At 63.5% G+C, this 14,493-nt stretch carries 13 protein-coding genes; 9 read left to right on the top strand and 4 right to left on the bottom strand.

The annotated features are described in order from the left end of the window. Positions 1–21: 21 nt before the first annotated feature. The 9 genes from odhB (at position 22) to FVW59_RS12205 (ending at position 10,234) form a co-directional block, all read left to right on the top strand. Positions 22–1,242 carry a 2-oxoglutarate dehydrogenase complex dihydrolipoyllysine-residue succinyltransferase gene (gene odhB, locus FVW59_RS12165; protein WP_148064621.1) on the top strand — a complete coding sequence of 407 codons (1,221 nt, stop codon included), beginning with the start codon at positions 22–24 and terminating at the stop codon, positions 1,240–1,242. Between the two features lie 48 nt (positions 1,243–1,290). Next, positions 1,291–2,730: a dihydrolipoyl dehydrogenase gene (lpdA, locus tag FVW59_RS12170; RefSeq protein ID WP_148064622.1), complete on the top strand. Its 1,440-nt coding sequence runs from the start codon at positions 1,291–1,293 to the stop codon at positions 2,728–2,730. Between the two features lie 184 nt (positions 2,731–2,914). Further along, positions 2,915–4,084, top strand: coding sequence for an ADP-forming succinate--CoA ligase subunit beta (gene sucC, locus FVW59_RS12175; protein WP_148064623.1), 1,170 nt, complete (start codon positions 2,915–2,917; stop codon positions 4,082–4,084). Further along, a complete protein-coding gene (sucD, locus tag FVW59_RS12180) occupies positions 4,084–4,956 on the top strand; it encodes a succinate--CoA ligase subunit alpha (RefSeq protein ID WP_148064624.1) in 873 nt (290 codons plus the stop codon). Before sucC ends, sucD begins: the two co-directional genes overlap by 1 nt. Before the next feature lie 219 nt (positions 4,957–5,175). Further along, entirely contained in the window at positions 5,176–7,095 is a 1,920-nt protein-coding gene (gene htpG, locus FVW59_RS12185) for a molecular chaperone HtpG (protein WP_148064625.1), read from the top strand. A 141-nt stretch (positions 7,096–7,236) separates the two neighbouring features. Then, positions 7,237–8,253, top strand: coding sequence for an NAD(P)H-dependent glycerol-3-phosphate dehydrogenase (locus tag FVW59_RS12190; RefSeq protein WP_148064626.1), 1,017 nt, complete (start codon positions 7,237–7,239; stop codon positions 8,251–8,253). Between the two features lie 38 nt (positions 8,254–8,291). Further along, a complete protein-coding gene (locus tag FVW59_RS12195; RefSeq protein WP_148064627.1) occupies positions 8,292–8,795 on the top strand; it encodes a SixA phosphatase family protein in 504 nt (167 codons plus the stop codon). Then, a complete protein-coding gene (locus FVW59_RS12200) occupies positions 8,741–9,664 on the top strand; it encodes an alpha/beta fold hydrolase (protein WP_148064628.1) in 924 nt (307 codons plus the stop codon). The genes FVW59_RS12195 and FVW59_RS12200 overlap by 55 nt, the downstream gene beginning before the upstream one ends. Before the next feature lie 12 nt (positions 9,665–9,676). Continuing rightward, positions 9,677–10,234 carry a DUF4892 domain-containing protein gene (locus tag FVW59_RS12205; RefSeq protein ID WP_187275866.1) on the top strand — a complete coding sequence of 186 codons (558 nt, stop codon included), beginning with the start codon at positions 9,677–9,679 and terminating at the stop codon, positions 10,232–10,234. Here FVW59_RS12205 and folE read toward each other — a convergent pair. From folE to FVW59_RS12225, 4 genes are all read right to left on the bottom strand, one after another. Continuing rightward, positions 10,223–10,771, bottom strand: coding sequence for a GTP cyclohydrolase I FolE (folE, locus tag FVW59_RS12210; RefSeq protein WP_148064630.1), 549 nt, complete (start codon positions 10,769–10,771; stop codon positions 10,223–10,225). The genes FVW59_RS12205 and folE overlap by 12 nt on opposite strands. An 85-nt stretch (positions 10,772–10,856) precedes the next feature. Then, positions 10,857–12,026, bottom strand: a complete 1,170-nt coding sequence (locus FVW59_RS12215; protein WP_148064631.1) for an ABC transporter permease — start codon at positions 12,024–12,026, stop codon at positions 10,857–10,859. Next, positions 12,023–12,766 carry an ABC transporter ATP-binding protein gene (locus FVW59_RS12220; RefSeq protein WP_148064632.1) on the bottom strand — a complete coding sequence of 248 codons (744 nt, stop codon included), beginning with the start codon at positions 12,764–12,766 and terminating at the stop codon, positions 12,023–12,025. Before FVW59_RS12220 ends, FVW59_RS12215 begins: the two co-directional genes overlap by 4 nt. A 1-nt stretch (position 12,767) precedes the next feature. After that, positions 12,768–14,285 carry an alpha/beta hydrolase gene (locus tag FVW59_RS12225; RefSeq protein WP_187275867.1) on the bottom strand — a complete coding sequence of 506 codons (1,518 nt, stop codon included), beginning with the start codon at positions 14,283–14,285 and terminating at the stop codon, positions 12,768–12,770. Positions 14,286–14,493 lie beyond the last annotated feature (208 nt).

The raw sequence follows: 14,493 nt of genomic DNA on the forward strand, positions 1-14,493 counted from the left end.
GATCGCATTAAAGGAAGCGAAATGGCACACAAAATCAAGGCACCCACATTCCCGGAATCCGTTGCCGACGGTGAAATCGCTGTTTGGCACAAGCAGGAAGGGGAGGCCGTTGCTCGCGACGAGCTGCTGGTGGAAATCGAGACCGACAAGGTGGTGATGGAAGTTGTCGCCCCGGAGGACGGGGTTCTCACCAAGATCTACGCGAGTGAGGGCGATACTATCGAATCTGACCAGCTGCTGGCCGACCTGGAGATTGGTGCAAGCGCCGACGCAGGCAGTGCGCCCGCAGCGAAGGAAGCCGCTCCCGCTCCCGCCGCCAGCACCGCGGGCGACAGCGCTGCGGAACCGCTGCTGGGCCCGGCCGCCCGGCAGATGGTGGAGGAGCACAAGCTCGACGCCAGCCAGATTTCCGGCACCGGCAAGGGCGGTCGCGTGACCAAGGAAGATGTGCTCAACCACCTCAAGGACGCTCCCAAGGCAGCGAAAACGGCCGCTCCTGCGCCCGCAGCGGCACCGGCTGCCTCCACGCCTACTGGCGAGCGTGTCGAGAAGCGTGTGCCGATGACCCGCATGCGCGCGCGCATCGCCCAGCGCCTACTCCAGGCCTCCCAGGAAACCGCCATGCTCACCACCTTCAACGAGGTGAACATGGCGCCGGTCATGGAGTTGCGCAGCAAGTACAAGGACCAGTTCGAGAAGACCCACAACGGCACCCGCCTGGGCTTCATGGGTTTCTTCGTCAAGGCCTGCTGCGAGGCGCTCAAGCGCTTCCCCGAAGTGAACGCCTCCATCGATGGCAACGACGTGGTTTACCACGGCTACCAGGACATCGGCGTGGCCGTGTCCACCGAGGGCGGTCTGGTGGTTCCGGTGCTGCGCGACGCCGATTTCATGAGCCTCGCGGACGTGGAAGCCGCGATTCGCGACCTCGGCCTCAAGGCCCGCGATAACAAGCTGTCCATCGACGACATGACCGGCGGCACCTTCACCGTGACCAATGGCGGTGTATTCGGCTCGCTGATGTCGACCCCGATCCTCAACCCCCCGCAGACCGGCATCCTGGGCATGCACAAAATCCAGGAGCGGCCGATGGCGGTCAATGGCAAGGTGGAAATCCTGCCCATGATGTACCTGGCTCTGTCCTACGACCACCGCCTCATCGACGGCAAGACCGCCGTGCAGTTCCTGGTGGCAGTGAAGGACCTGATCGAGGATCCGGCGCGCATCCTGCTGCAACTGTAATACCGCCGCCGTAATAGGGTAAGCAACGCACTGACAACGGGACACACCATGTCTGACAAATTCGATGTAGTAGTAATTGGCTCCGGCCCCGCCGGCTATGTGGCGGCCATCAAGGCCGCCCAGCTGGGCCTGAATACCGCCTGCGTGGAGCAGTGGCTCGACGACAAGGGCGAGGTAAAGCTCGGTGGCACCTGCCTTAATGTGGGCTGTATCCCCTCCAAGGCGCTGCTGGATTCCAGCCACAAGTTCGCGGAAGCACGCGACCACTTCAAGGAGCACGGCATCGGCGTCAGCAAGCCGAAAATGGACGTGCCCGCCATGATTGCCCGCAAGGACAAGATCGTTGGCCAGCTCACCGGCGGTATCGCCGGCCTGTTCAAGCACAACGGCGTCACCCCGATCCAGGGGCGCGGCAAAGTGCTGGCCGGCGCCAAGGTTGAAGTGACCAACGCCAAGGGCGAGGTCAGCGTACTGGAGGCGGGTAACGTCATCATCGCTGCTGGTTCGGTGCCAGTGAACATCCCGCCGGCACCTGTTGATGGTGAACACATTGTCGATTCCACTGGCGCCCTGGAGTTTACCGAAGTGCCCAAGCGCCTGGGCGTGATCGGCGCCGGTGTTATCGGCCTGGAACTGGGGAGTGTCTGGGGTCGCCTCGGCGCTGAGGTCGTGGTCCTGGAGGCGCTGGACGAGTTCCTGCCGATGATGGACGCGCAGATCGCCAAGGAAACCGCCAAGATCCTGAAGAAGCAGGGTCTGGATATCCGCCTCGGCACCCGCGTTACCAAGGCTGAAGTCAGCAAAGGCAAGGTTGAGGTGACCTACAGCAACGCCGATGGCGAGCAGAAAGAGATCTTCGACAAGCTGATCGTGGCCGTGGGCCGTCGCCCGCGCTCCGAGGAGCTGCTGGCCTCTGACAGCGGCGTCTCCCTGGATGAGCGCGGCTTCATCTATGTGGACGATTACTGCGCTACCGAGGCCCCTCACGTGTACGCCGTAGGCGACGTGGTGCGCGGCCCGATGCTGGCCCACAAGGGCTCGGAAGAGGGCGTCATGGTCGCCGAACGCATCGCCGGCAAGCCGGTGCAGATGAACTACGATGTTATCCCTTCGGTTATCTACACTCACCCGGAAGTGGCCGCCGTGGGCAAGACCGAGCAGCAACTGAAGTCCGAGGGCATTGAATACAAGACCGGCGTATTTCCCTTCGTTGCCAGCGGTCGCGCGCTCGCGGCCAACGACTCCGACGGCATGGTGAAAATGCTGGCGGACGCCGAGACCGACCGTATTCTCGGCTGCCACATTGTCGGCCCCTCAGCGGCGGACCTGGTGCAGCAGGTGGTGATTGCGATGGAGTTCGGCTCCAGCGCGGAGGACCTGGCGCTGACTGTGTTCGGTCACCCGACCCTGTCGGAGGCGGTGCACGAGGCGGCCCTGGCAGTGGACGGCCACGCCATCCACATCGCCAACCGCAAGAAGCGGAAATAATCGCCCGCGGGCGAAATGCCAAACTGCCCGCGAGGGCAGTTTGCTTAATGAAAGAGTAGAATCCGTCCCCGGCGCGCAAGCATAAGAGCCTAATTTTGGTGCCGGAGGCAACAGCGGGTGACGGGAGCTAAAGAAGGCCTCCGCACCGGGTAAACGTTAACCCAAGACGAGAACGGGATAGAGCATGAACCTTCATGAGTACCAGGGCAAACAGCTGTTTGCCGAATACGGTCTGCCGGTGTCCAAAGGGCACGCGGTCGACACCCCAGAAGATGCGGTCAAGGCCGCCGAACAGATCGGCGGCGACATGTGGGTGGTGAAAGCCCAGGTGCACGCGGGCGGTCGCGGCAAGGCCGGCGGTGTGAAGCTGGTGAAGACCACCGACGAGGTGCGTGAATTCGCCGCCAACTGGCTGGGCAAGAACCTGGTGACCTACCAGACCGACGAGAATGGTCAGCCGGTCAGCAAGATCCTGGTGGAATCCTGCACCGATATCGCCGAAGAGCTCTACCTGGGCGCCGTGGTTGACCGCGCCACCCGTCGTATCGTTTTCATGGCCTCCACTGAAGGCGGCGTGGAAATCGAGAAAGTGGCCGAGGAAACTCCCGAGAAAATCCTCCGCGCCACCATCGATCCGCTGGTCGGTGCGCAGCCTTACCAGGGCCGCGAACTGGCCTTCAAACTGGGCCTGCAGGGCGAGCAAATCAAGCAGTTCGTCAAGATCTTCCTGGGTCTGGCGCAGCTGTTCCAGGAAAAGGACCTGGCCCTGATCGAGATCAACCCGCTGGTGATCACCACCGAAGGCAACCTGCACTGCCTGGATGCCAAACTGGGTGTCGACGGCAACGCCATGTACCGCCAGAAGCAACTGGGTGAAATGCACGATCCCTCCCAGGAAGACGAGCGTGAAGCTCACGCCGCCAAATGGGAGCTCAACTACGTGGCACTGGACGGCAACATCGGCTGCATGGTGAACGGCGCCGGTCTGGCCATGGGCACCATGGATATCGTCGCCCTGCACGGTGGCTTCCCCGCCAACTTCCTGGACGTGGGCGGCGGCGCCACCAAGGAGCGCGTCTCCGAGGCCTTCAAGATCATCCTGTCCGACGACAAGGTGAAGGCGGTTCTGATCAACATCTTCGGCGGCATTGTGCGCTGTGACCTGATCGCCGAAGGCGTGATCGGCGCGGTCGAGGAAATCGGCGTGAAGGTGCCGGTGGTTGTGCGCCTGGAAGGCAACAACGCGGAACTGGGCCAGAAAGTGCTGGCCGACAGTGGATTGAACATCATTGCTGCCACCAGCCTTACAGACGCTGCTCAGCAGGCAGTTAAAGCAGCGGGAGGTGCAGCATAATGAGCATTCTGATCGACAAGAACACCAAGGTAATCTGCCAGGGCTTCACCGGCTCACAGGGCACCTTCCACTCCGAACAGGCCATCGCCTACGGCACCCAGATGGTCGGCGGCGTCACCCCCGGCAAGGGCGGCCAGGAGCACCTGGGCCTGCCGGTCTTCAACACCGTGGCGGAAGCCGTGGAAGCCACCGGCGCGGATGCCTCCGTGATCTATGTACCGGCTCCCTTCTGCAAGGACTCCATCCTGGAAGCGGCCAACAGCGGCATCAAGCTGATCGTGTGCATCACCGAGGGCATCCCCACCCTCGACATGCTGGACGCGAAAGTGAAGTGCGACGAGCTGGGCGTGCGCCTGATTGGCCCCAACTGCCCCGGCGTGATCACCCCCGGCGAGTGCAAGATCGGCATCATGCCCGGTCACATTCACCTGCCCGGCAAGGTGGGCATCGTGTCCCGCTCCGGCACCCTGACCTACGAGGCGGTCAAGCAGACCACCGACGCGGGCTTCGGCCAGTCCACCTGTGTCGGTATCGGCGGCGACCCCATCCCCGGCTCCAACTTCATCGACATCCTGGAGATGTTCGAGAAGGATCCGGCCACCGAAGCCATCGTGATGATCGGTGAAATCGGCGGCACCGCCGAGGAAGAGGCCGCGGCCTACATCAAGGCCAACGTGACCAAGCCCGTGGTTTCCTACATTGCCGGTGTTACCGCACCGAAAGGCAAGCGTATGGGCCACGCCGGCGCCATCATCTCCGGTGGCAAGGGCACCGCGGACGAGAAGTTCGCCGCGTTGGAAGACGCCGGTGTGAAAACCGTGCGCTCCCTGGCCGAGATCGGCAACGCGCTGGCTGAAGTGACCGGCTGGTAAGTCTCATCCGGCTCTGAAAGGGCCCCGTCAGCGCAGGCTGGCGGGGCCTTTTTCGTAGCGGCCAGAAAGCCTGCGTTGTTGCCGTCGCGAACGGGGCTGTATGACCGTCCGGCCGCTGATTGGTTATGCGCCGCATCGATGACTTGAAATTGCTGCAGGCCACCCCCATCTCCCCAACCTGACTGTCATCCCAACCACAGATTCAGCAAGAGGGACCCCATGACCGCCGACGTTCAGAAAGAAACCCTGGGCTTCCAGACCGAAGCCAAGCAACTCCTGCACCTGATGATCCACTCCCTGTACAGCAACCGGGAGATTTTCCTGCGGGAGCTGATATCCAACGCCTCCGATGCCATCGACAAGCTGCGCTTTGCCGCCCTGTCGGATGATTCCCTGCTGGAAGGGCAGGGCGACTTCCAGGTGCAGGTGGATGTCGACAAAGAGGCCGGCACCATCACCATCAGCGATAACGGCATCGGCATGACGCGGGAAGAGGTGATCGAGAATCTCGGCACCATCGCGAAATCCGGCACCGCCGCCTTCCTGGAGAGCCTCAGCGGTGACCAGAAGAAGGATTCCCAGCTGATCGGCCAGTTCGGTGTGGGCTTCTACTCCGGCTTTATCGTCGCCGACCGCGTGGAAGTGCACACCCGCAAGGCCGGAGAAGGCGCCGATAGTGGCGTGGTGTGGGAATCCGCCGGCGAGGCGGAGTTCACCATCGAAAGCCGTGCCAAGGACAGCCGCGGCACCGCCATCACCCTGTTCCTGAAAGACGACTGCAAGGAATTCGCCGACGACTTCCGCGTGCGCAGCGTGATCAAGAAGTACTCGGATCACATCTCCGTGCCGGTGCTGATGCTGAAGCCGGAAATGCCTACCGCTGAAGAGGATGAGGAGAAGGCGGAAGACAAAGCCCCGGAGTACGAGGCGGTCAACGAAGCCACGGCCCTGTGGACCCGCCCCCGCAGCGAGGTCAGCGATGACGAATACAAGGCCTTCTATCGCCACGTCTCCCACGATTTCGACGAGCCCCTGAGCTGGAGCCACAACAAGGTGGAAGGCAAGCTGGAGTACACCAGCCTGCTGTACCTGCCCAAGCGCGCGCCCTTCGATATGTGGAACCGCGACATGGCCCGCGGGCTCAAGCTCTACGTGCAGCGCACATTCATCATGGACGAGGCAGAGCAGTTCCTGCCCCTGTACCTGCGCTTTGTGAAGGGTGTGGTGGACTCCAATGACCTGCCCCTGAACGTGTCCCGCGAAATCCTGCAGCAGGACGGCGCGGTGGAGTCCATGCGCTCCGCCCTGACCAAGCGGGTGCTGGACATGCTGGGCAAGCTGGCCAAGAAGGAGGGCGACGATTACGCCACTTTCTGGAAGGAGTTTGGCCAGGTACTGAAGGAGGGCCCCGCGGAGGACTTCGCCAACAAGGAGAAAATCGCCAAACTGCTGCGCTTCTCCACCACCCACACCGACAGCCCTGAGCACGACCAGTCCCTGGAGGACTACGTGTCGCGCATGCAGGACGGCCAGGACAAGATCTACTACGTGGTAGCGGAGAACTTCAACACGGCGCGGAAAAGCCCCCACCTGGAAGTGTTCCGCAAAAAGGGCATCGAGGTGCTGCTGCTGACAGATCGCGTCGACGACTGGTTGATGAATCACCTGCAGGAATTCGACGGCAAGCAACTGCAGGACGTTGCCCGCGGCGCCCTGGACCTGGCCTCCGACTCCGAGGAGGAAAAAGCCGAGCAGGAAAAGTTGCAGAAGGAAAGCGAAGGTCTGGTGGAACGCCTGGCCAAGGTGCTGGAGGACAAGGTGTCGGAGGTGCGAGCCACTGCCCGTCTCACCGAGTCCGCTGCCTGCCTGGTGGTGGGCGACTACGACATGGGCGCCCAGATGCGCCGCATCATGGAGGCCGCCGGCCAGCCGGTGCCGGACAGCAAGCCCATTCTCGAAGTCAATCCGCAGCACCCGCTGGTGAAAATGCTCGACGCCGAAGCCGATGAAGACCGCTACGCGGACCTCGCCAATATCGTGTTCGACCAGGCGACTCTCGCCGAGGGTGGCCAACTGGACGACCCCGCCAGTTATGTGGCCCGCCTCAACAAGTTGCTGCTGGACACGATGGCCAGCTGAAGCCGGGCACACTGGCTGATCCTCGCGCCCGCTGCGCCCTGTCGGGTGCAGCGGCAAAACTGATAGACTCGACCCCGCCCGGCTGCCCCGGGCGGGGTCGATCATAATAAATTCTGGACTCCATAAATTCAGGTATTGCCTATGATGCACACCCACCGCGTAGCGGTGCTCGGCGGCGGCAGTTTTGGCACTGTGATCGCCAATCTGATTGCCGGTAATGGTCACCGGGTCTGCCTCTGGCTGCGGAATGACGAGCGCGTCGGGGCCATCAATCGCGAACGCGAGAACGCTGAATATCTGCCGGGGTACCGGCTCCACGAAAAACTGCGCGCCACCACCTCGCTGGAGGATGCGGTCAGCGCCATCGACATTCTGTTTCTGGCAGTGCCGAGTGCCTCCTTCCGCGAAGTTGCGCGGCGGCTGGCGGGACTGCTGTCGCCGGATACCCTGCTGGTCAGCCTGACCAAGGGCATTGAGGCCCCGGGCTTTCACCTGATGAGTGAAATTCTGGCCCAGGAGCTGCCCGACAACCCCTGTGCCGTTCTCAGCGGCCCCAATCTGGCGGGCGAGATTGCCGCCGGTGGTATCGCCGGCGCAGTCGTGGCTTCCCGGAGTGATGCCATCAACAGCACCCTCCACGATCTGCTGCACAGCGAGCGCTTCCTGATCTATGGCTCCGGCGATATGTACGGGGTGGAGCTGGGCGGAGCGCTGAAAAACGTCTATGCCATCCTCGCCGGGCTGGGTGATGCCCTCGATTTTGGCGAAAACACCAGCGGCCTGCTGTTGACCCGCGCCCTCAGCGAAATGTCGCGCTTTGCCGTGCACAGCGGCGCCAACCCGATGACCTTCCTCGGCCTGGCCGGGGTGGGTGATCTCTTTGTGACCTGTTCGTCGCCCCTGTCGCGCAACTACCGCATCGGCCAGGCCATCGGTCGCGGCCAGCCCCTTGCGGAAGTCCTGGCGGAGATGGACCAGGTGGCAGAGGGCATCAATACCCTTGAACTCCTGAAGTCCCAGGCGGAGCAGCGTGGCGTGCCCATGCCGCTGGTCAACGGGCTCTATGACATCCTCCACCACAGCCGTCCGGTCTCGGAATTGTTCAGTGATATGATGAGCCGCGAGCAGGCACAGGATGTGGAGTTTGTCGCTGGCTAGGCTGTTCGGCGGCAAAAGCAAACCACAGGAGAGGCGTGATGATCGTGACAGTGTGGCGACACGGGGAAGCGGGGCGGGCCGCAGAGGATCAACTGCGGCGACTCACACCGCACGGCGAGCTGGATATCGCCACGGGCGCTGCCAGGCAATGGGCGCTGTGTGCCGAGCGCAGCCTGCCGGCGCCGGATGCGCTGTGGTACAGCCGCTGGGTGCGTACCACGCAGACTGCCCAGATGCTGCTGCGCAGCCATGCTGACCTGCCGAATCGCCCGGAGGAAGCGCTGATTCCCGGGGCGGGGCCTATGCAGGTCGATGTGGCGCTGGAGGCACTGCGGGACACCCCCGCGCCGCCGGCCCACCTGGTCCTGGTCTCCCACCAGCCCCTGGTGTCGGAACTGGTCGATCACTGGCTCGGAGAGAGCAGGGCGGCGCCACCCCATCCACCGGGCGGGCTGGTCAGTCTCAAGATTGAAGCGCCGGCGAGGGGATGCGGCAGTCTGCTGTGGTGGGCTTTTCCGCCGCACTACGAGGCCAGCCGGTGAACAGTGCAACGGATATCGCCGCCGCCACTGAGTGTCACTGGGATATCGACGGGCTGCGCCTGTGCGGCCTGAGCTGGGGCCCGGCGGACGGTCGGCCGGTGCTCGCCCTGCACGGCTGGCAGGATAATGCCGCCAGCTTTGCACGGCTCGCCCCGCAACTGGTGGGCTGTCGTGTGGTGGCCGTGGACCTCAGCGGGCAGGGCCAGAGCAGTTTCCGCTCGGCGGATGCCACTTACCAGATATGGGACGATGTGCCGCAACTGGTGACGTTGATGGACCAGCTTGGCTGGCAGCGCTGTGCGCTGCTGGGGCACTCTCGTGGCGGGATAATTTCCACGCTGCTGGCCGCCGCCGTACCGGCGCGGGTCAGCCATCTCATCATGCTCGACGGTATTGTGCCTGAGGCCGTGAAGGAGACCGCATTCCCCTATCAGCTAGGGCGCTTTGTCAGCGAGCGCGACAGCGCCCTGGCCCGACGGGCCCGGCGCTATCCTACCCGGGAGGCCGCAGTGGCGGCCCGGGTACGCAACGGCTTTCAACAGCCGTGCGCCGAAATGCTGGCCTCGCGCGGTCTGGAAGGGGATAGTGAGCTGGGTTGGGCCTGGCGCATCGACCCGCGCCTGCGCGCCGCATCGGCAGTGAAGATGACCGATGGCCAGATTCGCGCCACGCTGGGCGCCATCCGGGCGCCGGCCCTGCTATTGCGGGCCGGACGTGGCATGATGCAGCATGAACCTCTGGTGGAACTGGCGCGCAGTCACATTCCGCAATTGCGTGTGGCCGATGTCGATGGTGGGCACCATTTCCATATGGAGGCAGTGGTCGATCAGTGGATACCGGATCTTCTCGCCTTTCTGGCACAGGAATAAAAAGGAGTGCCCTTGCCTGGAATTCAAGCTCTACCCGGCCTGGCTCGCTGCTGCCTTGCACTGCTACTGGCGGGCGCGGCAGTGGCAGCCCCGGACGACAGTCCCGCTCCCCTGCTCGGCGAACTGGATGATTTCCCACACGCGGTACAGGTTGCCACGTCGCAAGAGGCGGTGGTGGATTACGAAGTTGGCCTGGGTGCCATGCAAAAGCATCTGGGCGACTGGCAGTTCAAGCACAGTCGCCGCGTCAATGGCGAACGATTACGTTACACCTGGCAGATAACAGATGGCTTCAGTTCGGAGGAAGTGTATCGGCAGCTGACTACCAGGCTGTCCGGCTGGGAAGGTAGTGAACAGCTTTTCAGTTGTGAAGGACGATCCTGCGGCAACGGCGCCCAGTGGGCCAACCTGGTGTTCGGGCAGCGGGTACTGTACGGCCGCGCGGATGCCCAGCGCTATACGGTTTTCAGCTTTGGTGGAGAGCAGGGCTACCTGGTGCTGGCCTACGCTGCGGCCCGCACCACGGATCGCCAGTATCTCCACGCGGAAGTGATTGACCTAGCGCCGTAGCTGCAACAGCGACAGAAATTCCTCGCGAGTAGTCTGGGACTCGCGGAAGCAGCCCAGCATGGCCGAGGTTTTCATCACCGAGTTTTGTTTTTCCACCCCGCGCATCATCATGCACATGTGTTGGGCTTCAATGATTACGCCGACACCTTCGGCACCAGTCACCTGCATGATGGTTTCGGCGATCTGGGTCGTCAGGGACTCCTGGATCTGCAGGCGACGCGCGAAGACATCCACAATACGAGCCACTTTTGACAGGCCAAGCACATTGCCGGTCGGGATATAGGCCACGTGGCATTTTCCGATAAAGGGCAGCAGGTGGTGTTCGCACAGGGAGTAGAGTTCGACATCCTGTACCAGCACCATTTCACTGGAGTCGGACGGGAACAGGGCGTCGTTGACGACTTCATCCACGGACTGCTGGTAACCGCGGGTGAGGAACTCGAATGCCTTGGCCGCCCGCGTCGGAGTGTCCACCAGCCCCGGCCGGTTCAGGTCCTCGCCAATGGCTTCGATGATGCGTGCCCAGTGTTGTTCCACGGGAAATTCCTCGTCAGGGAGGTAAAAAGGACGGCGATAGTAGCAATCCGCCTATGTCATGGCAAACCGCGGGAGGGCGCTTTCCCTAGCCTGACACGCCCAGCGATTCGCGATGGTAGAGTCGCGCCGCGAGCAACCAGAGAAACAGCCCGAGTGCAAAACCACACAGCATGTATACGGCCCATTCCGCGGGGGAGATCACTTCGCCGCGAATCAGCTTCAGCAGCATCTGGTTCTGTGCCAGAAAGGGAACGGAGAACTGCCATAACTGGTTCTTCACCGGGTTCACCATCAGGATGAGGGTGGGTGCGATGGGCAGCAGCATCAGCACACTCAGGTAGCTTTGCGCTTCCTTGACCGAGCGGGCGCCGGCGGCGATGAGGGTCAGCAGGGTGGTGCCGATCAGCACCATGGGCAGCAGCACCAGCAGTAGCTGCGCAGCGACCGGCAGCGACACGTCCACCAGTTGCAGCGGTCCGGGTGCCAGCTGAAAACTGACCTTGAAGGCCAGCACGATCAGTAGCAGGCCGAGCATGCCAAACAGGCAGGCGGCGAGAATCTTGCCGCTCATGATCGCGGTGCGCGCGGCGGGGGTTGCCAGCAGGGGCTCCAGCGACTGGCGTTCCCGCTCGCCGGCGGTGACATCGATGACCAGGGCGGCGCTGCCGATAAAACTGAACAGGATCAGCAGGTAGGGCAGAAAGGTGAGCAGCATGCCGCGGCGGGCTTCCGGGGTTGCGACATCGCGCCACGCGACCTGCACCGCCTGTGATGACAGAGGGCTTTGCCCCCGCTGCAGGGCGCGCAGGGAGGCCACTGTGGCACTGTACTCGCGCAGGACCTGGTGCACCCGCTGCAGGGGAATCTGGGCATCCTGCAGGGAGCTGTCATAGGTCAGTTCCACCGGCGCCGGCAGGCTGTCGCGCCAGCGCGCGGCATAGTCAGGGGCGATGTGCAAAACCACTGGCGCCACCTGTTCCCGGACGGCGACGACGGTATTTTCCGGCGCTTCCACGACCTCGATGTTGCGGCTCTCCAGAAAGGCCACCAGGTTCGGCGCGCGCCCGGCGCCGGCAACAGGCAAAACCAGGGTGGATTCAAGCTGGGTGCGCACCTTGCTCTCAACCAGCGCGCCGGTGCCCAGGATAATCCCCGGCATCAGCAGGGGCCCCAGCAGGAGCCCCAGAACCACTGTCTTGCGGTCGCGGAACAGGTCGACCAGCTCCTTGCTGGCCACCGTCCAGATAGCCCTCATGCGGCGCTCTCCTCGAGGCCGGCCAGGCGCACGAACACATCTTCCAGGTCATCGAGGCCGGTCTGCCGGCGCAGTGTGTCGGGTGTGCCGATGGCCTGTACCTCGCCCCGTGCCATTACCACCATGCGATCACACAGGGCGGCCACCTCCTGCATGATATGGCTGGAGAACACGATGCAGTGCCCGTCGTCGCGCAGCCCGCGCAGAAAGCTGCGCAAACGCCGCGTGGTCATCACGTCGAGGCCGTTGGTCGGCTCGTCCAGCACCACGTTGCGCGGGTTGTGGACAAGGGCGCGGGCGATAGCAGTCTTGGTGCGCTGGCCCTGGGAGAAGCCCTCGGCGCGCCGGTCGAGGAAGTCGCCCATGGCAAGGGTGTCGGCCAGAGCTGCAATACGGGTGTCGATAGTTCTTGCATCGAGGTCGTGAAGGCGGCCGAAGTAGGCGATGTTTTCCCTGGCGGTGAGGCGCTTGTAGATGCCGCGGGCATCCGGCAATACACCCAGGCGCTGTCGCACTGTGGTGGGGTGCTGCTGCACATCGACACCGTCCACTTCGACCCGGCCCTGCTCGGGTGCCATCAGGGTGTAGAGCATACGCAGGGTGGTAGTCTTGCCAGCTCCGTTGGGGCCGAGCAGGCCGAGAATCTCGCCGTCCCGGGCGCTGAAACTCACCCCGCGCACTGCCTGTACGGTGGCGCCGCGGGTGCGGAAGGATTTGTGCAGGTCGTCGATATGGATCATGTCACGGCTCCCAGCCGTAGCGGCCGGCAAAGGGGGGCGCACTGATCAGTTGTTCCAGGCAACTGGCGTCGAGCGCTGCGCTGTCCGCGCTTTCGATGAACTGCGCTACCAGGCCGGGCATGCAGCCGAGTGCCAGCACACTGTGACCCTGGCCGGGCAGTACCAGGTGGCGCCCGTTGGGCAGCGGGGCGACCACCGTTTCGCCGTAGCGCGGTGGGGTCACGGGATCCAGTTCACCGCTGATGGCCAGTACCGGCACCGGGCCGGTGAGGGGGGCGCGAAAATTTTCCGGCCGTGCGCCCCGCGGCCACTCTGCACACATGGCGAGGGTCAGGGTCACGAACTCGCTGCCGAGCACCGTGCCCGCATCGCGCGGATCCTGCCGGTACTCGATGGCGTCCTCGCTGCAGGTCACGGACAGGCTCATGCCCATGGCCAGCGCCTGTCCGAGTTCCTGCGACAGCATCTGCGACTGGGCGAGCAGGCTGTCGTACTGCCCCTGTGCTACCTCGTGCAACAGCAGGGGCAGGGAGGCCGCCATGGAGGGCTGGTAGGCGTACATGCGCAGCAGGATGGCGAGGTGTTCAAATTGAGGGATTTCTTCGCGCCATGCGCCGCTCACCGGGTCGCGATAGCGCACCGGCGCCAGCGTGCCGCTGCGCAGGCGCTCCCGCACCTGGTCCAGGTGCTGGCGCGGATCTCCCAGTGCCGTGCTGCAGGCCGCATCCTGCCGGCAGCGCGCAAACTGGGTGTTGAGGGCGTGCTCCAGGTTCTGCGCATGTTCCTGGCCCAGAACGAGGGTGTTGGGCACCACCGAGTCCAGTACCAGTGCCCGGGTGTTGTCCGGGTAGCGCCCTGCGTACTGCTGGGCGACCCGTGTGCCATAGGAAATGCCCAGCAGATTGACCCGGGGCACGCCCAGTGCAGCGCGCACCCGCTCCAGGTCCTGAACATGTTCGGTGGTGGTGTAAAAGCGCAGGTCGGCGACCTGTGACAGGTCATCGCGACATTCCGCGGCCAGTGTTCGCACCGCCTCGACACTCTGCTGGCCGACCCCGGTCAGGGCGGTTTCCGCTCCATCCTCAGCACAGTGCAGGGGGTGCGAGCCGCCGCTACCCCGGGCATCCAGCAGCAAAATGTGACGGTTGCGCAGCACGTTTTCAAAGGCCCCGTGAAGATCGGGGTAACTGTCGCGCGAAGACTGCCCGGGGCCGCCGGCCAGCATGAACACCGGGTCCTCCTCGGCGATACCGGTGGCGGGGACCAGTGCCAGCGCCAGTTCGATATTTCGACTCGCCGGATCAGCGGCGTTTTCAGGCACGCTTATTCCCGTGCAATGGGCTTCCACCGAGCGGCCGCTGGCACTGTTCAAGGCGCAGGGATGGAAGGTCAGTGTGCCGTATACCAGTTGCCCGTCGGCATCGGCCCGGGGGCCGCCGGCGGGGGATGTTCCGCTGCTGCAGGCCGCCAGTACAGCGCCCAGCAGCAGTGATGTCAGCCCCGTTAATGCTGATTGCACCGCTACAGCCAGCGAACGCACCGGTAAAGATTGTCGTCGCCACACTGCGTCCATGCTTCGTACTCCCTTCAGGTAACTTTGCGCGGCCACAGACCGCAAACATCACTGCAGGTCGTACTGTCATGGGGCGGCTCTGTTAGAATCCGTGTTCGCGACTTGCCGACAATGCCACCACGTTCGCCACAGCTTGGCAAGGCATCAAAATCAG

The sequence above is a fragment of the Parahaliea aestuarii genome, assembly GCF_008064635.1.
Taxonomy (GTDB): Bacteria; Pseudomonadota; Gammaproteobacteria; order Pseudomonadales; family Halieaceae; genus Parahaliea; species Parahaliea aestuarii.